The 17,989-nt window shown below is 65.1% G+C and carries 14 protein-coding genes; 7 read left to right on the top strand and 7 right to left on the bottom strand.

From position 1 onward, the window contains the following. The first annotated feature begins 47 nt into the window (after positions 1-47). Entirely contained in the window at positions 48-506 is a 459-nt protein-coding gene (locus OEZ60_RS01300) for a DUF2852 domain-containing protein (protein WP_263332434.1), read from the top strand. A gap of 162 nt (positions 507-668) precedes the next feature. Further along, the gene (locus tag OEZ60_RS01295; protein ID WP_263332432.1) at positions 669-1,511 is read left to right on the top strand and encodes an arginyltransferase; all 843 of its coding nucleotides are present in this window, start codon (positions 669-671) and stop codon (positions 1,509-1,511) included. Between the two features lie 287 nt (positions 1,512-1,798). On the opposite strand, the gene OEZ60_RS01290 is transcribed toward OEZ60_RS01295, so the two are convergent. The 4 genes from OEZ60_RS01290 to OEZ60_RS01275 all read right to left on the bottom strand — a co-directional run bounded on the left by OEZ60_RS01290 (position 1,799) and on the right by OEZ60_RS01275 (position 4,994). Next, positions 1,799-3,031, bottom strand: a complete 1,233-nt coding sequence (locus OEZ60_RS01290; protein ID WP_263332430.1) for an HlyD family secretion protein — start codon at positions 3,029-3,031, stop codon at positions 1,799-1,801. Between the two features lie 12 nt (positions 3,032-3,043). Further along, positions 3,044-3,451: a hypothetical protein gene (locus OEZ60_RS01285; protein WP_263332428.1), complete on the bottom strand. Its 408-nt coding sequence runs from the start codon at positions 3,449-3,451 to the stop codon at positions 3,044-3,046. A 284-nt stretch (positions 3,452-3,735) separates the two neighbouring features. Then, positions 3,736-4,257, bottom strand: a complete 522-nt coding sequence (locus tag OEZ60_RS01280) for a hypothetical protein (RefSeq protein ID WP_263332426.1) — start codon at positions 4,255-4,257, stop codon at positions 3,736-3,738. Beyond that, a complete protein-coding gene (locus OEZ60_RS01275; RefSeq protein WP_263332424.1) occupies positions 4,257-4,994 on the bottom strand; it encodes a helix-turn-helix transcriptional regulator in 738 nt (245 codons plus the stop codon). The genes OEZ60_RS01280 and OEZ60_RS01275 overlap by 1 nt, the downstream gene beginning before the upstream one ends. A gap of 712 nt (positions 4,995-5,706) precedes the next feature. Between OEZ60_RS01275 and OEZ60_RS01270 the strand changes: the two genes are divergently transcribed. From OEZ60_RS01270 to OEZ60_RS01255, 4 genes are all read left to right on the top strand, one after another. Then, a complete protein-coding gene (locus tag OEZ60_RS01270) occupies positions 5,707-7,842 on the top strand; it encodes a hypothetical protein (protein ID WP_263332421.1) in 2,136 nt (711 codons plus the stop codon). 108 nt (positions 7,843-7,950) lie between these two features. Next, positions 7,951-10,035, top strand: coding sequence for a hypothetical protein (locus tag OEZ60_RS01265; protein WP_263332419.1), 2,085 nt, complete (start codon positions 7,951-7,953; stop codon positions 10,033-10,035). A gap of 32 nt (positions 10,036-10,067) precedes the next feature. Next, positions 10,068-11,987: a type I secretion system permease/ATPase gene (locus OEZ60_RS01260; RefSeq protein WP_411709774.1), complete on the top strand. Its 1,920-nt coding sequence runs from the start codon at positions 10,068-10,070 to the stop codon at positions 11,985-11,987. A gap of 15 nt (positions 11,988-12,002) precedes the next feature. After that, positions 12,003-13,358, top strand: a complete 1,356-nt coding sequence (locus OEZ60_RS01255; RefSeq protein ID WP_263332416.1) for an HlyD family type I secretion periplasmic adaptor subunit — start codon at positions 12,003-12,005, stop codon at positions 13,356-13,358. 14 nt (positions 13,359-13,372) lie between these two features. On the opposite strand, the gene OEZ60_RS01250 is transcribed toward OEZ60_RS01255, so the two are convergent. The 3 genes from OEZ60_RS01250 to dksA all read right to left on the bottom strand — a co-directional run bounded on the left by OEZ60_RS01250 (position 13,373) and on the right by dksA (position 16,733). Beyond that, a complete protein-coding gene (locus OEZ60_RS01250) occupies positions 13,373-14,785 on the bottom strand; it encodes an efflux transporter outer membrane subunit (RefSeq protein WP_263332414.1) in 1,413 nt (470 codons plus the stop codon). A 271-nt stretch (positions 14,786-15,056) separates the two neighbouring features. Then, positions 15,057-16,232, bottom strand: a complete 1,176-nt coding sequence (locus OEZ60_RS01245; protein WP_263332412.1) for an FAD-dependent oxidoreductase — start codon at positions 16,230-16,232, stop codon at positions 15,057-15,059. Positions 16,233-16,310: 78 nt separating this feature from the next. After that, positions 16,311-16,733, bottom strand: a complete 423-nt coding sequence (gene dksA / locus OEZ60_RS01240; protein ID WP_263332715.1) for an RNA polymerase-binding protein DksA — start codon at positions 16,731-16,733, stop codon at positions 16,311-16,313. Positions 16,734-16,946: 213 nt separating this feature from the next. On the opposite strand from dksA, the gene OEZ60_RS01235 reads away from it, so the two are divergent. Further along, positions 16,947-17,786 (top strand): AAA family ATPase, encoded by an 840-nt coding sequence (locus tag OEZ60_RS01235; protein ID WP_263332409.1) that lies wholly within the window; start codon positions 16,947-16,949, stop codon positions 17,784-17,786. Positions 17,787-17,989: the final 203 nt, after the last annotated feature.

Below are 17,989 nucleotides of genomic sequence, written 5' to 3'. Positions count from 1 at the left end.
ATCTAGATCAATGTGAAAGGAATTCACATAACCCGACGGAGGACCCAATGACCACCATCGCCGCCTGGCCCGGACGGGCCGAAGCCTGGCTCGACGAGCGCGGCAAGGGCGCCTGGATCGCCGCCATGGTGCTCGGCTTCATCTTCTTCTGGCCGATCGGCCTCGCCCTTCTCGCCTATATGATCTGGAGCAAGCGCATGTTTTCCAAGTCCTGCGGCTGGAGCCGCCACGACGCCCATTCCCACATGGCCCGCAGCCGGTGCCGCCAGCACGGTTTCCGGTCCTCCGGCAACACCGCGTTCGACGCCTACAAGGCCGACACGCTCGACCGGCTCGAACGCGAGCAGGAGGAGTTCGAAGCCTTCCTCAAGCGCCTGCGCGAAAGCAAGGACAAGGCCGAGTTCGACCAATATCTCGACGAACGCGCCCGCACCGCCAGCGAAGAACGCGACGAGACGGGCGGGAAGGACAGCGGTCAGGAGCCCGAGCGCCCCGGACGCTACTGAGCCCTGCGGACGATGCTTGAAGAGTGGCCCGGAGCGATCCGGGCCACCCCTCTTGTGAATACATGCCACTAGGCAAAACTCGGGGCTTGGCGGAAAAGCCGGTCCTTGTTACCTTCCTGACGTCAACCGATCTTTCAGACCCGCACCGGCGGGGGGTCGATAATGCGCCATACGCTGCCCATCGCGCCCCAGTTCTATGTGACGGCACCCCAGCCCTGCCCCTACCTCGGGGGACGGTCGGAGCGAAAACTGTTCACCGCGCTGCAAGGCGACAATGCCGAGAGACTGAACGACGCTCTGTCGAAACAGGGGTTCCGACGGTCGCAGAACGTGCTCTACCGACCGTCCTGCGCCGAATGCACGGCCTGCCTCTCGGCGCGGATCCGGGTCGCGGATTTCCAGCCCAGCAAGAGCCAGCGCCGGACACTGCGCCGCAACGCCCATCTGCGGCGCGACGCGACGAGCCCCTGGGCGTCCGAGGACCAGTACGCGCTCTTCCGCCGCTATCTCGACAGCCGCCACGCCGATGGCGGCATGGCCGACATGGACATCTTCGAGTTCGCCGCGATGATCGAGGAGACGCCGGTCCGCAGCCGCGTCGTCGAGTATTCGGCGCCGCCAGACGAACCTGGCGACCGGCGCAAGCTCACCGCGGTCTGCCTGACGGACGTGCTCGATGACGGCCTGTCGATGGTCTACAGCTTCTACGATCCGGATCGCGCCGGCGACAGCCTCGGCACCTACATCATTCTCGACCATGTCGAGATCGCCCGCCGGTCCAGCCTGCCCTATGTCTACCTCGGCTACTGGGTCCCCGGCAGCCGAAAGATGGGCTACAAGGCCGGCTTCGGCGCGCTCGAGATCTACAAGAACGGGCGCTGGCAGGATATCGGCGACCCCGCCGATCATACCGGCGAGACCCATCCCCTCGCGGTCGATCCGATCGCCGAGCAGGTTGCCCGGATCGCGTTGCCCGAGGCGCGCACGGCCAAGAGCGGCCTGTAAGCGGCACAACCAACCCCTATAGGAATCGACCTGGTCGCCGGCAGACCGGAGCATCCGCACGGCCTCGGCGCGATGACAGGCTCAGAAGACCTTCCCCGGAATGCATTCCGTCCCGGCAGGCTCCGCCGAGCCTCGGCAATGCGCACCAGATCCTGCTTCTTCCTGCAAACACCAATCCCCGGGGCTTACGGCCCTCAGGCCGCGGCCCGCCACTTCATCGAGGCCGATCTTGGGCGGGCGCTCATACGCGTGTGCCCGGTCCAGCCGGATAATTGGCACCGCCCCCGTCAGTGCCCGGAGAACACCAGAGTTTGCACCGGCACGATCAGCGCCTGGATCCTGAGAACCGCCGCATGCACGACGGCCGTCGCGTCAACGGCGTGGTAGAAGATCCATGTTCCGAAGCCGAGGCCGCCCTCGTCCAGCCGGTCGTGGAAGCTCGTGTAGGCATTGACGATGCACTTGCTGCCCGGCGGCACATCGTCGGCGCTGCCGGGATAGAGCGGCTCCATGGCCACCGTCACCGTTCCCGGCCGCGCGGCTTCCGTCGCGTCCACGAGCCGGTCCGTCGGCCGGAACTGGCCCGAAGCGATGACGTCCTGCACCGAGACCACCACGGTCGGGATGATCGTGAAGGGTTTCGACAAACACAGGATCTCGCCAACCATTCCCGGTTTGATCACCTGTGCCGAGACCTGATCGAAGCCCGCCTGGAACCTGCCCGTGCCCGAAGCCTTCGGCACGAGGATCCCGGCCGGGCGGAGCACTGCGCTGACATAGTCCCCCGGCTGAAGGATGAACTGCTGAACGGTCCCGGACACGCCTGCGGTGACGACCAGCTTGTCGAGCGTCACCTGCGCCTGCGCCAGCGCCGATTCCGCGGTTGCCTTCTGCGCCGGCAGGAGCGTCGATATCTTGGTCTGAACCGACGCACGGCTGGATTCTGCGACCGTCAGGGCCGCCTCTCGGCCGTCCACGAGGTTCTGCTGGCGCTCGATCTCGCGCTCGCTCACGACCGAGGAGTTGCGCGCCTGCAGCTCCAGATTGCGGTTCAGTTCGTCCGTTGCCTGGGTCAGCGCGCTCCGCGCCTGCGCGACGGAGCCTTCGGCGGCGGCGAGTTCCGACTGGGCCATCACCATCGCGGCGTCGATCTCGGCAACCTGCGCCTTCGCGGTCTCGTAGGATGCGCGCGCGAGTTCGTCGTCCAGCCGGAACAGGGGGTCTCCAGCCTCGACCTCCTGCAGGTTCTCGACATAGACCTCGGCAACCCTGCCGCCGGTCTCGGGCAGGATCGTCACCGTGCGGAAGAAGGACGCGCCGTTCGACGTCGTCGGGTGGTAGTAGAAGATCATGGTCAAAAGCGAGATTGTCAGCACGGCACAGGCCGTGATCCCCCAGCGCAGTTCGTACCAGATCGAGAAGAGTGTCAGCTCCCTGCCCCACCTCTTGCCCTGAACCCGGCTGCGGTAGAGGTAGTCGGGAAAAATCGTGACGAGCGAGCAGAGCAGAAACTCGAGCATTCCGGTCTCTCCTCAGGCCTGTTCGGACGCTGCGGCATCGGCGGCCACCGCCGGGGCCTCGGGGGCATTCTTGGCCGCACCCTTCGACAGTTCGCGCAAGGAGCCCGCGATCGAGTTCAGCGGTTCGGTGAAGTTCGGCAACTGGATAGCCGCCAGGAGCAGGGCACCGACCCAGAAGATATGGTTATGAGTGAACAGCGCCAGGAGCGCCATGACCCCGATCAGCTGAAGCTGCGTGCTGTTGGCATGTTCGGCCATCTTTTCGGGCAGCGCGTGCAGCTTGAAGTAGAAGTTGCCGACAAGAAGCACGATCACCACCAGCGAAACGACGATGACGTTGTAAAGAAAGTCCGAACTCCCCGGCGCCGTGATGAAGGGAGGAAGGTGGTGCGGCGCAAGTTCGTGAAGATCCGTACTCATCATTCCTCCGTCAGCTGTTCGCGCGACAGCGAGGCGCGAGGCGCCGCTGCCTGAAAAGAACTAAATCCCATGCGCTTGGGTTTGTCCACTCCGGTGCGACCCGGACGCCGCGCGCCGCCGCCCGGCGCATCCATGGTGTCGTACCTGCAGCCCGCGGCACGGCTGATCCGCACGCCCCGACGCCTTTTGGGCGGCGCTGGAGACGCTGGGCATGGTCGATGCGCCGCCGCGGCGCCGACCCGAACTCCGGGATTTCGATGAAAGCGCCCGTCGGCCGAAGCCGGTCAGATCGGATAGCCGTGCCGCTGCGCGAGCCGCCAGATCTCGCGGTTGAGTTCCGCGATCGCCTCGATCGCGGCATCGACCGTCTCCAGCTCGGCGCTGTTGATCGGATCGGTCTTGCCGTACCGGATCGCGTCCTTGCGATCCGAGATCCGCATCAGGATGGTCTTCGGCGATCCGCCATCCGCATCGAAGGAATAGATGCAGTGATTGTACTTGTTGCGCAGAGCCGAGATCCGGGAGAAGCGCTCTGTGACGCCGAGCACGTCTTTGCGTTCGGCTTCCGGGGTACGCTCCATCTTGGCCAGCCGCCCGACTAGATCGAGCCGCGCCCGTGTCGTGTTGAGCGTGAGGAAGATGATCAGCGCCGTATCCTTGTCGATCCGCGCCAGCCCCGCGATCAGGTGGATGAGTAAGCTCTCGGTGTTGGACCAGGTGTAATTGAGCTTGCCGACCCTGAGCAGTATCTCGTCAAGCTGCGGCGCGTCGGCCGTCGATGCCGGCGTCTGGTGGGGTCCCGCCATCACCGCTGACCGAAGTACCTGGCGACCGCCTCCGTCCGGTTTTGAACCCCCAATTTGGTAATCACATGGTGGATATGCAGCTTGATCGTGTGCTGCGACAGATCGAGCTTGGACGCGATCAGCTTGTTGGGAAGTCCTTTGGCAAGGAGTGTGAGCACCTGTTTCTCGCGCGGGGTCAGGCCAGCGTCGGACGCGGCGCCGGACCGGGCCGCCGTGCCGATCCGGTCATTGGCGACGGCCTCCGCCGGTTCCTCGGCGCGCAGCAATTCGGCGGGGACGTAGCGACCGCCGCTCAGGAGAAGCCGGAGCACGGATATCCAGAGATCGAACCGGATGTCGATCGGCAGATAGCTCTCGATCCAGTCGAAACCGGACGCCAGATCGATTATGCGCCGTGCGGCCTCCTCGGAACGATACGCCAGGACGACAACGGCCGAGCCGAAGCCGCCGCGCTCCCCGAAGGTTGCCCCGTCGTCTTGGGATATCGTGGCTTCGTCAACGACAACCAGACGCACCGCCGCCTTGCGAACCGGAGGCAGCGCATCGAAATCGGCCAGCGTCTCCAGACGCTCGAGCCCGCTGTCGCCTACTTCCATCGACGTTGCGCGAACCAGACATTCCGAAAAGCTGTGTCTGGAACCTATGATGGCCAGTTCGGCCACCGCTTCACTGCCCCGCGCTGGAATATCCCGTTCCACGTTTCCGGAAACGACTGCATCAAATCGATCAATCAACATATTCGTCCCCCTACGTAAAGACACCCGGCAGGGCAAATAACCCAACATTACCAATGCCCTCGACGCCGTGAACGGCATCCGTAGACAAAACGCACACAGTAAATCTGTGACGGCGGCCTCGACTATACGCGCTTGGGGGCCAGAATTAAACCTTAACCATTGGAATATGTGACTAGCTCCAAGGATTTATCCCGGCCCTGTTGGGTATCTCCGTCTATTTCAATGTATTACAGACCGAACCTGATTGCCGTAGCGATCTTTCCGCTTCGACCGGGTAGCTCGGTACCGCTTCGCCGCGTCTGAACCCTGCCCGATCGGCGCCACAAGCATTAGACCCCGCGGTGATTCGATACCTCAGGTTGATTGAGCGACGTAGCGTCCGGCTACGCAAGTCGTTAGAAACACGGCCATTCCGTCTCCCGCGGCACCGCTAGTCCGATTTGCCAGCTACCCCAAAAGTGGTTTTCGCGTGACCATTTTCAGGCATCACTTGGCAATTTCTGCCGATGTGTGCCGGCTCCGGGACGTCGAACGTTCTCCCGGGGGCGATGTTTCGCAGGAACACATTTGAGCCGGTCATTGATGGAAAGGAGAGCACGAGACCACCGGTCCAGGCGTTTCCCTGTCAGCGAAATCCAATAAGGAAACCGTGCCGGACCATACCGCTTGAGAGATGAACGGCGGTGATCCGGCCACCAACCGGAGAATTGTCATGAGCAACAGAAACTGGTGGCCTTTCAACTTCGAGCTTGAGAATGAGGTCGACAACTCCGTCGACTCCGAAGCCGAGAACGACTCCTACCTCGATTCCCGCACCGAGTCGGAGAACGAGGCCTTGGCCGACGCGCAGGCCGATTCCTCGGCCGAGGGTGAGGTCGAAGGCGAGACCGAAGCCGAAGCCGAGGGCGGCGAGGAAGAGGGCGAAGGCGAAGCCGAGGCTACGACCGACGGTCAGGCCCAGGCCGATTCCGCGGCGGATGCCGGTGCGCAGAACGACGCCGAGGCCAAAGCCAAAAGCGACAACTACGCCAACAACGCCGCGACCAATGACACCGACGTCACGACCGATATCACCAACGACGTCGATCTCGCCATCGACTGGAACCAGACCGATGACGACGTGATCGACATCTCCGCCGAAGCTGAAGAGGGCGGGACTGTGGACATCGACGATGTGGCCGCCTTCAACGGCGACATCACGCTCGACAACTTCCTCAACGGTTCGCTTGGTGCCGCGGGCAACGACTCCGCCAATGTGTTCGTCCAGTCGAACAACATGACCGACAACGACCAGCTCGACAACGCCGAGGTTTCGAATTCCGGCGCGTTCTATGCCGGCGGCATGGCGCTTGGCGGTTATGCCACGTCCGGCGACGGCATCAGCACCGAGCCGGAAGGCGGAGACGGCGGCAGCTATGCGCAGGCCGATGGTGGCGGCGGCGGACACGCATTCTCGATCGGTGGTGAAGCCGAGTCTGACGGCGGTGATGGCGGTGATGGCGAAGGCACGACCGCTTCCGCAGCCGAAGCGGCGGGCGGCCAGGCTGACGGCGGCAGCGCCAGTACCGCCAACGACGTCGAAGCCGAAGGCGAGGGCGGAGAGGCGAACGGCGCCTCCGGTACCGGCCTCGGCGTCGGCCTTGGCGTCGGCGCGGGTCTCGGCGGCGACGGCGGCTCCGGCGATGCCGAGAACGCGGTCACGGCCGAAGGCGAAGGCGGCGACGCGAGCGGCGGCGATGCGGCCGGTCTCGGTGTCGGTCTCGGCGGCGGCGAAGGCGGCGAAACCGGTGACAGCAGCGCGGCTGGTCTTGGTGTCGGCCTCGGCGAAGGCGAAGGCGGCGATACCGGCGACAGCAATGCGGCTGGCCTTGGTGCCGGTCTCGGTGGCGGCTTCGGCGGCAACACCGAGGGTGGCGACGCGGCCGGACTGGGCCTTGGCGCCGGTCAGGGCACCGGAACCGGTGGTGACGGCGGTGCCGGCGACGGCGAAGGCGAGATCGAAGCCTCCGGCGGCGAAGGCGAAGTCGAAGACGCCGAAGCCGAGGGCACCGGCACAGGCGGCGACGCCGGTGACGGCGCGGGCCTTGGCGCCGGGCTGGGAGCCGGCTCGGGCACGGGCGGCGATTCCGGCGATGCGAACGGGCTCGGCGCCGGCTTTGGCAGCGGTGACGGCACCTCCGGCGATACCGGCGATGCGAACGCACTCGGTGCCGGCTTTGGCAGCGGTGACGGCACCTCCGGCGATACCGGCGACGCGAACGCGCTCGGCATAGGCCTTGGCGCGGGCAATGGCGAAGCCGGTGACGGCGGCAGCTCCGACGGTGCCGGCCTCGGCCTCGGCTTTGCCCAAGGCGACGGCGGCGACGCGGGCGATGGCGCGGGCCTCGGCCTCGGCGCCGGTAACGGCGAAGGCGAAGGCGGCGACGGCGGGTTCGCGGACGGTCTGGCCGCAGCCTGGGGCGAAGCGGATGCCGAGGGCGGCCATGGCGGCTTCGCCGGCGGCCTCGCGGCGGCCTACGGCGAGACCAACGCTTCCGGCGGCGGCGGCGGCGGTGGCGGCACCGCGACGGTCGGTGACTCCATGGCCAATGGCGGCATGGGCGGCATGGGCGGCATGGCCACGAACGGCGATGGCGGCGTCGCGAACGGCGGCGTCTGGGGGTCCAACAACGGTGACGACGGTTATGTGAACGGGACCTCGTCCGCCTCTGCCGATGCGGCGATCGACACCGCGGCGTTCAACATGGACATCGTCCAGGGCGCCAACATCATGGGTAACTCGATCGACATGACTGTGGTCGGCGGCAACCTGTCTTCGACGTTCATCGGCGACGACGACATGAGCTGATCGCCCGGCGCGACAGACCAGGGCCTGCGCGGATTAGCCGCGCAGGCCCGCCACACGACATAAGGTCAACGCGACGACCGGAAACCACGCTAGACGAGGTCCAGGACGATGCGCTATTTCGACAATGCGACCGAGATCATTTCTCACTTTATTGGTTTGTTTCATTTGAGCGTTGAAGAGGCCCGGCTTCGGGCCGAGTACGATGAATTCCGGGCCCTGAAGAGACTGAACGACGGCCCCGAAGACCTCTCCGTCATCAATCCCAAGATCATCGACGACTTCGAGCCTGACGAGTTCAACGGCAAGATCCGCTTCAAGGCGAAGTCCGAGGATGCGCCGGATACGCGGTCAGCAGTCCCGTCGCCCGACGTCGATGCCGGGTTCGCGGAGCCGGGCTTGCTCTCTCCGCCGGTCTCCGGGTTCGCCTCCCCCCTGCCGGCGGGAGCAAGCCATACTGTCAGCATCAGCTTCGGCGGCGGCGACCGCAGCGGCGGCGGCCCAATCGATGTCGTCTTCAAGATCCCGGCGCCGAGTTCGGTTGCGGTCGTCATCCATCAGTCGAACGTCCTTCACGACAGTGACCAGTGGAATACGGACGCCTTCCAGGGGCCGATCGTCAGCAAGGAAGTTCTCGAGGCAGCACTGGAGAAACTTGTCGATGCCGGCAAGGCCTTGCAGATCTTCAGCCCGGCCGTGCTGCCGGACGGCGAGGTGAGCTACTCCGACATGGCCCATTCGCTGGTCAAGTTCATCGAAGAAGTCGAGGTCCCCGAGGTCGAGGGCGCCCAGATCACTCTCTTGAAAGGCGACGACGCTTACGGCCTGCATGTCAACGGCGAGGAAGTAACAGAGCTTCCCAGTTGGCAGGACCACATTCCCGCCTATCTCGCTCCGCCGCCGGCGGAGGGCGCCGGAGAGGGCGCGGATGCGAACGCGGATGAGAGCCTCGACGAGAACTTGGCGGCGAGCGCGGAGGGAACGACGCCGGTCACCGGCCCGGCCGAGGACGAAGGCCCGGCGCATCAGGCGGTGCATGGCGGCAACCTGCTCGTCAATGAGGTTGTGCTGTCGGCGAGCTGGCTCTACGCGCCGGTGATGCTGGTAGGCGGCGACAGCGTATCGCTTCACATGATCAGCCAGATCAACGTCTGGAACGACGATCACGTCTCCTTCTCGGCGGATGCCGACGAGGCCGGCGACAGCGCGCTCACGACCGCGTGGAACGTCGCCAGCCTGATCCGCGAATCCGCGCCCGCCGAGCAAGATAAGGATCCGGTCGACGCGAAGTTCCCCGAGCACTGGGCGATTACCCGGATCGAGGGCGATGTGATTAACGTGAGTTGGATCAAACAGTTCAACTTCGTCGTCGACAACGACGTGACCGCAATGACCTTCTCGGGTTCGGAGTCGAATTTTGTTTTCGGCGGCAACGAGATCACCAACAGCGTGTCGCTCTACGAACTCGGCTTCCAGTACGACCTGATCGTGGTCGGCGGCCATCTGATCAACCTGGCGATGATCAACCAGATGAACGTGCTTCTCGATACCGACGCCGTCACGCTCGACAATCACGGCGGCGTCGTCGGAAGCGGTGGCAATCTTTTGTGGAACGAGGCAGCAATCTACGAACTCGGCAGCGACACGATCATGCCGCTGGACGCGATGCAGAAGCAGTTCATCACCATGCTCGGCGAGGGGGCCAACGGTGTTCCGGGCTGGCTGTTGAAGAACGAGGCCTTCAGCGGCGACACGATGCTCAGCGTGCTCTACATCGACGGCAACCTGATCAACTCGCAGAGCGTCGAACAGACCAACGTTCTCGGCGACGCCGACCAGGTCGAACTGCTCGCCGGCGAATTGCTCGCTTCGGCAGGTGACGATGGCGTGACGGTGACGACCGGATCGAACGCGCTGCTCAACCTGGCGTCGATCGAGGAATACGGAACCGATTCCACCGTTCATGTCGGGGGCGAGCATTACTCGGACGCCCTGCTCTACCAGGCGGAACTGATCTCGCTCGAGGATCCGATGTCGGGCGAGTCCGACCTTGCGAGCGAAGCTGTCGCGTTCCTCGCCGAAGGTATGATCGAGGACCAGTACGGCAATGACGACGGGCACCCGTCCGATGGCCACGGCAACGGCCACGGCAACGACGCCAGTTCGGCCGATGTCATGCAGACGATGCTTGCCTGAAGTCATTTTCAAAGGATCTGATCGTGAAAGACATTCCAAACGGTCCCGGCGAGGACGACGAAAGCACGGGACATATCCCGAACTTCCAGAGCCGCCGTACGGGCCTCGGCACCACGATCGAAGGCAAGGCGGGGGGTGACCGTTCGGGAGGCACGGTCAACGGCACGGGACAGCCGACGGCCAACGCCGGCGGCGGAGGGATGAACGGGAACAGGTTCCACAAGCGCCTGGGGCCGACCGATTTTTCCAAGAGCCTCGCGGCCGGAAAATGGGCCGTCCGCCGAAACCTCGCGGCTGTCATGCTGTTCACCTGCATGACCAACCTTCTGATCCTCGCGATCCCGGTCTACCTCTTCCAGATTTCCGACAGGGTGCTCACGAGCCGCTCGGTCGACACTCTGATCATGCTGACGGCGGTCATCGTCGGCGCCGTCGTGCTCCAGGCCGTGTTCGACGCCGTGCGGCGGTTCATCCTGATGCGCACGGCGGTGGAGGTCGCGGTGCGCCTTGGCTCGCCGATCCTGGCCGCCGCGGCGCGTGCCTCGCTGCACGGGACCGGACGCGAGTACCAGACCCTCGGCGACCTCCAGCAACTGCGCGGCTTTCTCGTGTCCGGCACGCTCCTGTCTTTTCTCGACATTCCCTTCGCACCGCTCTTCATCCTTGCGATCTTCCTCGTGCATCCGCATCTCGGCGCGATCGTGGTGACGACCGCGCTGATTCTGGTCGTGATCGCCTTGATCAACCAGCGCCTGACCTCGCGCCCCTTCGCCGAGGCGAATGTCGCGCAGAGCAAGGCGAACCAGCATCTCGACTCGATGTCGCGCAACTCGCAGATCATCAATGCGCTTGCGATGATCCCCGAGGCGGTCGAGATCTGGGGCAAGGACACGGCGGCCTCGCTGTCTGCGCAGGTGCGCGCGCAGGACCGCAACGTCATCACCGCCTCGATGTCGCGGGCAGTGCGGCTGCTGACCCAGGTCGGCATGCTAGGCTGGGGCGCCTACCTCGCGATCCAGGGCCACATCACCGGCGGCATGGTGATCGCCGCCTCGATCATCGCCGGCCGCGCATTGGCGCCGATCGAGGGCGCGATCGAGGGCTGGAACAGCTTCCTCCTCTCCCGCGCCGCGTTCGACCGGATCACGGCCCTGCTCAAGTCCTCGCCACTGAACGTCGACCGCCTGCTTCTGCCGAACCCCGAGGGCCGGCTCGACGTCGAGCGGCTGCTCTATGTTCCCGGCGGCACCAAGCGGGTCGTCCTCAACTCGATCAGCTTCTCGCTCGATCCCGGCGGCTCGCTCGCGATTATCGGCAATTCGGGCGCCGGCAAGACCACGCTTGGCAAGATGCTGGTGGGGTCGATCCTGCCCACTTCCGGCAGCGTCCGGCTCGACCTGATGGACCTGCGCAACTGGGACCAGCGCCAGTTCGGCGAGAGCATCGGCTACCTGCCGCAGGACGTGCAGCTCTTTCCCGGCACGATCAAGAACAACATCGCGCGGATGCGCTCGGACGCGACGGACGAGCAGATCTACGAGGCCGCCGTGCTCGCCGATGTGCATGACATGATCGCCACTTTCCCGCAGGGCTACGAGACGGTCGTCTCCGCCGACGGCTCGCCGCTCTCGGGCGGCCAGAAGCAGCGGATCGCGCTTGCCAGGGCGTTCTTCGGCAACCCGCGCCTCGTCGTCCTCGACGAGCCCAACTCCAACCTCGACAACGCCGGCGACAAGGCGCTGGCGCGGGCGATGGACCATGCGCGGCGCAACAGCATCACCGTGGTGGTCGTGACGCAGAAACCCTCGCTCCTGCAATCGGTGGAGAAGGTGATGCTGCTGACCGACGGGCGCGTGAACCTCTTTGGCACCCGCGAGGAGGTCATGCAGGCGATCTCCGCGCGCCGCAACGCCAAGCCCGCGAATCCCACGATCGCGCAGAAACGCCAGTAAGGAGTCGCAACGACCATGGGCACCCAGCTCGTTGTTCCGCAGAACCCCAACTACCACGCGGAGGAATGGTATTCCGAAGTTCCGCGCTCGGTCTCGCGCCACACGATCATCGGGGTCGCGCTGATCATCATCGCGATCGGCGGATTCGGTTTCTGGGCGATCACCGCGCCGCTCGCGGCGGCCGTGATCGCGCAAGGCAGCTTCGTCGCGACCGGCCACAACAAGATCATCCAGCACCTCGAAGGCGGGATCATCGAGGAAATCCTCGTCTCCGAAGGCGACGCGGTCGTCAAGGGGCAGCCCCTGATCCACCTCGAACAGACTGCAGCGCTGGCCAACCAGCGGGAACTGATGCTGCGCCGCGCCCGGCTCGAAGCGGTCAACGCGCGGCTGATGTCCGAATTCAACGGCGCCGAGCGGATCACCTTCCCGTCCTTCTTGCTGGACAAGGGCCAGGATCCCGAAATCATCGAGATCATGGACAACCAGCGCCTCAATTTCCAGACATCGCGCACCAAGCTCGAAAGTGACGTCATCCTGCTCAAGACCAATATTTCGGCACTGGACAGCCGCGTCACCGGCTACGCGACGCACGAGGACGCGCTCCGGCGGCAGCATATTCTCCTGCAGGAGGATTTCGTCGCGAAATCCAGCCTCCTAGAGCAGGGGTTGATCCGCAAGACCGAAGTCAACGCGATCGAGCGCGCGATGATCGATGCCGAAGGCCAGCTCGGCCGGCTCTCGGCCGACCAGGCCGAAACCCAGTCACTCAAGGAGAAGTACGAGCAGCAGATCGACTTGACCTACAACGAGTACCGCCAGGCCGCGCTCGACGAGATGCAGGCGATCCAGGCCGAGCTCGACAGCGTGCGCGAGCAGTCCTACAACGCGGTGGACGTGCTGCGGCGCTCGGTGATCAGCGCACCCGTCTCGGGAACGGTCGTGCGGATGCACTACTTCACTTCCGGCGGCGTCATCGAGGGCGGCAAGGCGATCGCCGAGATCCTGCCCAAGAACGCCCCCCTCATCATTGAGGCGCAGGTGCCGCGCAACGATATCGACGATGTGCGCCTTGGCCAGATGGCAACGGTGCGGCTCGTCTCGCTGAACCAGCGCACGACGCCGGTCCTCAAGGGCGAGGTCTACTATGTTTCGGCGGACTCGCTCCCGGTCGACGCCAGCAACAACCTGCGCGAGGTCTATGTGGCGCGCGTGAAGCTTCCGGCCTCCGAGCTGGAGCGTGTCAAGAGCTTCACGCCGACCCCGGGCATGCCGGCCGAGATCATGATCGAAACCGCCGAGCGGACCTTCTTCGAATACCTGGTGAAGCCCATCGTCGACTCGATGAGCCGCGCGTTCCGCGAACAGTAACTGCCGACGAGGACCTATTCCGAACCTGCGCTGGCAACCACGGTTGGCGAGCCGCTGCCCTGCACCGTTGCCCCCAGGCTCGAATTGAGCGCAACGAAAGCGAGGGCCTGTGCACGCAGGTTCGCCGCCAGCGCAATCTCCGCATCGCTGAGGTTTTCTTCGTCATCGAGCAGCTCGTTCAGCGTCGCCCCATTGAGCGCGATCATGCCACGCGTAAGGTCCACTGCCTCGCCGTAAAGCTCGACGGCATTGCGGGCCTGCTCGGTCGCGGCACGGCTCTGGGCGTAATCGGACAGCGCATCCTCGACTTCGCGGATCGCGTTGATCACCGTGGAAGTCCAGTTTGTATGGGCCTGCCTCGCCCGCGACTCCTGGGCTGCGACGCGGGCGCGCCCGGTCTGCAACGGCAGGGTCGGAAGTGCGATCGCGGGGCCGAAGAAGTACTCCGGTCCCGTATTGCCGCCCACCCGCGCGAGACTGATCGCCCCGCCGAGCGACAGCTTCGGATAGAGATCCGCGCGCGCCACACCGGTTTCGGCCACCGCCGCGTAATAAAGGCGCTCGGCGATCCGGATGTCGGGACGGTTGCGCACCAGATCGGCCGGAATGCCGACCCCGGTCGACATCCGCGGCATCGGTTGGCGGGCCCCGGCGTCCAGATTGACATCGAGCCGGCCGGGCGTCGTGCCGAGCAGGGTCGCGATCTGGTTCTTCTGGCCCTGAATGCGGGCGCGGATCCCCGGCACCGTCGCGCGCGCCTCGGCGAGGCGCGCCTGGGCCCTGACCAGATCGAGCTTGGTGGCGGCATCCTTGTCGAGCAGGGACTCCGTCAGTTCGAGCGTCTCCTCGCGCGATGTGACTTCCTTCTGACGGACGACCAGCGCACGCTGGTTGAATCGAAGATCGACATAGGCGTTGGCGAGGTTGAAGAGCAGCAGCAGCCGCGCCGCATCCACCTCGGCATCGGCCACCTCGACGCGGGCCCGGCTGGCTTCCTTGCGCAGGCGCTGCTCGCCGAAGGGATCGAGCATCCAGCTCAGGCCGAGCGACGCGTCGGCCCGGGTCTCCGGCGTGTCGGCGACCTCCTTCTGCCGGACCACCGAGGCATCGCTGTTCGCCGTCACCTGGGTCGGCACGGCGGCAAGGTCGGCCTTCGCCTCCCGCACCCTCTCGGTGGCGATCGCGAGGCTGAGGCTGCCGGCCAGGGCCCGCTGAACGAGCGAATTGAGGGTCGGATCCTTAAGCCCTTCCCACCAGGCGACGTTGTTCAAAAGGACCGGCGCGGTATCTTTGTGCCCGGTATAGGTCGATGCGAAGAAAAACTTGGGTGCCTGATATGGCGTCTCGACCGAACACCCCGTCAACAACAAGGACGCCACCGCAACCGACGCAACGCAAGATGCGTCCCGCAAGGGCTTGCCTGCCATTTGCTATCCTTTCGATAACTTTTTTTCTTAGACTGCTCTGCTTTTCAGGGAAGTCTGCGGCAGATTATTTCTTTAAACAAGCACAACTGGAGGTTCAGTGCGCGCTGTAACCCGGATGCATCACTGCGCCGGAATGTCGTCAGCCATTTCCGGAACGGGCGGCACATCAGCTTTGGTTTGGCTTCCGGCCGGATTCGCCCGGATGGTTCAGACCCACCTCGGGAGAGCGAAAGGACACGCGCCGATTGCGCGCTGCATCACGCAGCTTTCACTACCGGGGGGCGCCAACCACGTCGTGTCCGTAAAGCCACTCGAACCGGCCAAGCACACGGTCCGGGGCGAACTTGCCGAGCGCCCGCAATCCCAGATGCGCGACATCGCGCCTGAGGCCCGACAGGTGATAGTTCCGCGCGTTGGCATTGGCGGCGTCGACGATGCGGCGGCATCGCCCCTCGCGTGCTCGTTGGTAGTCCGCGAATGCGGTTTCGGGTCCGGCGCCGGCATCCAGCGTCTCGGCGAGAACCCATGCATCCTCCAGCGCCATGTTCGCGCCCTGCGCGAGGAACGGCAGCGTCGGATGGGCGGCATCGCCAAGGATCGCCGCGCCGTGTCCGTGCCAGCGGGCTGCCACCGGGTGGCGGAACAACCCCCAGAGATTGGGCCGCTCGATCCGATCGAGCCAGCCCCGGACTTCGGGCACGAACTCCTCGAAAGCGATCCGCAGCGCCAGCGGGTCGTCGGTCAACGACCAGCTCTCCTCGGCCCAGCGGCGGCGCTCCTCGACCGCGACGATGTTCCGGAGCCGCCCGCCCCGCAAGGGATAGGTCACGAGGTGCCGGCCGGAGCCCATGAAGACCTGCGCGACCGGCGCGATGCCGGGCTCGGCCGGCAGGGTCGCGCGCCACGCCACCTGATGGGTGAAGAAAGGCGCCACCGTTCCGTTGAGCGCCGCCCGGACCTTCGAATGCAACCCGTCCGCGCCGATCAGGATCTCGGCCTCGAACTCCTCCCCGAGCGTGGTCACGAGACGCGGCGGATGCGCACCCAGCCGGACCTCGTCGACCTGTTTCAGGAGCCGGATCGTCACGCCCGCGTCCCGCGCGCCCTCCTGGAGCACATCAATGAGATCGGCCCTGTGCAGGAACAGGAAGTCGTTGCCCGTCCCCGCCCGCGACAGGTCCATCCGCAGCACGACCGCGCCGCTCTCGCCGTCGCGAAGCTCGACCGCCTCAGCGCGCTGCCCGGCCTTTCCGAGCGCCGCGCCAAGGCCGAGCGCGGATATGACCCGCGCGCCGTTCGGGGAAATCTGTAGGCCCGCCCCGACCTCGCGGATCTCCGGCGCCTGTTCGAGCACCGTCACCTCCGCCCCGCGGAGCGCCAGGGCGCGAGCGACGGACAGGCCGGCCACGCCGGCCCCGAGCACCGTGACTTTCCGCCCCTTCAACATACCCGCACCCCCGAAAAAGAACGGCACCGGAGCCTTGCGACCACGGTGCCGGAAATCCCTGCCCCTGCGCGCAGCGGCTCAATCGTCGCGATGCACGCGCTCGCGCCGCTCGTGCTTTTCCTGCGCCTCGAGCGTCATCGTCGCGATCGGCCGCGCGTCAAGTCGCTTCAGCGAGATCGGCTCGCCGGTCATCTCGCAATAGCCGTACTCGCCGCTGTCGATCCGTCGCAGCGCCGAATCGATCTTGGTGACGAGCTTGCGCTGGCGGTCGCGGGTCCGAAGCTCCAGCGCCCGATCGGTCTCCTCGCTGGCGCGGTCGGCGATGTCCGGGACGTTCCGGGCACTGTCCTGAAGACCTTCGAGCGTCTCGGCGGACTGCTCGAGCAGTTCTTCCTTCCACGTCTGCAGTTTCCGGCGGAAATATTCGAGCTGACGCTCGTTCATAAAGGGCTCGTCTTCGGCCGGACGGTAATCGTTGGGAAGAAAGACCTCGGGTTTCATCTCTGCTCCCTTCTGCCGGCCGGAATCTGAATTCGGCTTGTTCATGTGCATCCGGCTCTCCTCGGGCGCTCCCATAACGCAACCGGCGGGGGTTGTCACTAGGCCTAACCCGGCCTTGCGGCAAATTGATGGCGCCGCTAAGACTCCCGGGACACACCTGCTGCAAAATGACGGAAACCCGGGTCAAACCCGCTTCAAAGTGACGGAAATCCAGTGAAATTCGCCGGCACCGAACAATATGTCGCAACCGCCGACCTGACGGTCGCCGTCAATGCCTCGGTGACGCTCGAACGGCCGCTCCTCGTGAAGGGCGAACCCGGCACCGGCAAGACCGAGCTTGCCCGTCAGGTCGCGCTCTCGCTCGGGCTGCCGATCGTCGAATGGCACGTGAAGTCAACGACGAAGGCGGCGCAGGGGCTTTACGAATACGATGCCGTGAGCCGGCTCCGCGACAGCCAACTCGGCGACGAGCGGGTCCATGACGTGAGCAACTACATCCGCAAGGGCAAGCTCTGGCAGGCCTTCGAGGCCGAGACCAAGGTCGTGCTCCTGATTGACGAGATCGACAAGGCGGACATCGAGTTTCCCAACGACCTCCTGCAGGAACTCGACCGGATGGAGTTCCACGTCTACGAGACCGGCGACACGATCCGCGCGAAGCACCGCCCGGTCATCGTCATCACCTCGAACAACGAGAAGGAACTGCCCGACGCGTTCCTCAGGCGCTGCTTCTTCCACTACATCCGCTTCCCCGAGGCCGAGACGCTGAAGCAGATCGTCGAGGTCCACTATCCGGGCATCAAGGAGCACCTGCTCGCGACCGCGCTGACGCAGTTCTACGAGATCCGCGAGACGCCGGGATTGAAAAAGAAGCCCTCGACCTCCGAGGTGCTCGACTGGCTGAAACTGATCCTCGCCGAGGATCTCTCGCCCGAGGACCTCAAGCGGGATCCGGCGAGCCTCTTGCCGAAGCTGCATGGAGCCCTTCTGAAGAACGAGCAGGACGTGCAGCTATTCGAGCGGCTCGCGTTCATGGCGCGGGGACGGAGCTGAGGCGGCGCCCGGGTTTTACCCACGGAGCCGGTCCGAAAAGTTGCCCCTTCCCTCTCGCGCTGTAACGAAGGCTCGGCTAACCTTCTCATGAGAAGCGGAAGGAGCGAGTGGCGATGCCCGACATTCTGACGATCCGGCCGGTCGCGGCCGGCGATGAGCAGGCGCGTCGCGTTCCGCCCCATCGTCGTCCGGCCCCGGCCCTT

The sequence above is a fragment of the Albidovulum salinarum genome (assembly GCF_025673475.1).
GTDB lineage: Bacteria > Pseudomonadota > Alphaproteobacteria > Rhodobacterales > Rhodobacteraceae > Albidovulum > Albidovulum salinarum.
The sequence above is the reverse complement of the archived record's forward strand: the minus strand, read 5'-3'. Positions and strand labels throughout refer to the sequence as shown.

Bases quoted from the DNA above. Each gene is read 5' to 3' on its own strand.
- OEZ60_RS01280 (WP_263332426.1), bottom strand. From the start codon at position 4,257: ATGGCGGGACCCCACCAGACGCCGGCATCGACGGCCGACGCGCCGCAG.
- OEZ60_RS01245 (WP_263332412.1), bottom strand. From the start codon at position 16,232: ATGTTGAAGGGGCGGAAAGTCACGGTGCTCGGGGCCGGCGTGGCCGGC.
- OEZ60_RS01285 (WP_263332428.1), bottom strand. From the start codon at position 3,451: ATGAGTACGGATCTTCACGAACTTGCGCCGCACCACCTTCCTCCCTTC.
- OEZ60_RS01250 (WP_263332414.1), bottom strand. From the start codon at position 14,785: ATGGCAGGCAAGCCCTTGCGGGACGCATCTTGCGTTGCGTCGGTTGCG.
- OEZ60_RS01265 (WP_263332419.1), top strand. From the start codon at position 7,951: ATGCGCTATTTCGACAATGCGACCGAGATCATTTCTCACTTTATTGGT.
- OEZ60_RS01300 (WP_263332434.1), top strand. From the start codon at position 48: ATGACCACCATCGCCGCCTGGCCCGGACGGGCCGAAGCCTGGCTCGAC.
- OEZ60_RS01275 (WP_263332424.1), bottom strand. From the start codon at position 4,994: ATGTTGATTGATCGATTTGATGCAGTCGTTTCCGGAAACGTGGAACGG.
- OEZ60_RS01270 (WP_263332421.1), top strand. From the start codon at position 5,707: ATGAGCAACAGAAACTGGTGGCCTTTCAACTTCGAGCTTGAGAATGAG.
- dksA (WP_263332715.1), bottom strand. From the start codon at position 16,733: ATGAAACCCGAGGTCTTTCTTCCCAACGATTACCGTCCGGCCGAAGAC.
- OEZ60_RS01255 (WP_263332416.1), top strand. From the start codon at position 12,003: ATGGGCACCCAGCTCGTTGTTCCGCAGAACCCCAACTACCACGCGGAG.
- OEZ60_RS01290 (WP_263332430.1), bottom strand. From the start codon at position 3,031: ATGCTCGAGTTTCTGCTCTGCTCGCTCGTCACGATTTTTCCCGACTAC.
- OEZ60_RS01295 (WP_263332432.1), top strand. From the start codon at position 669: ATGCGCCATACGCTGCCCATCGCGCCCCAGTTCTATGTGACGGCACCC.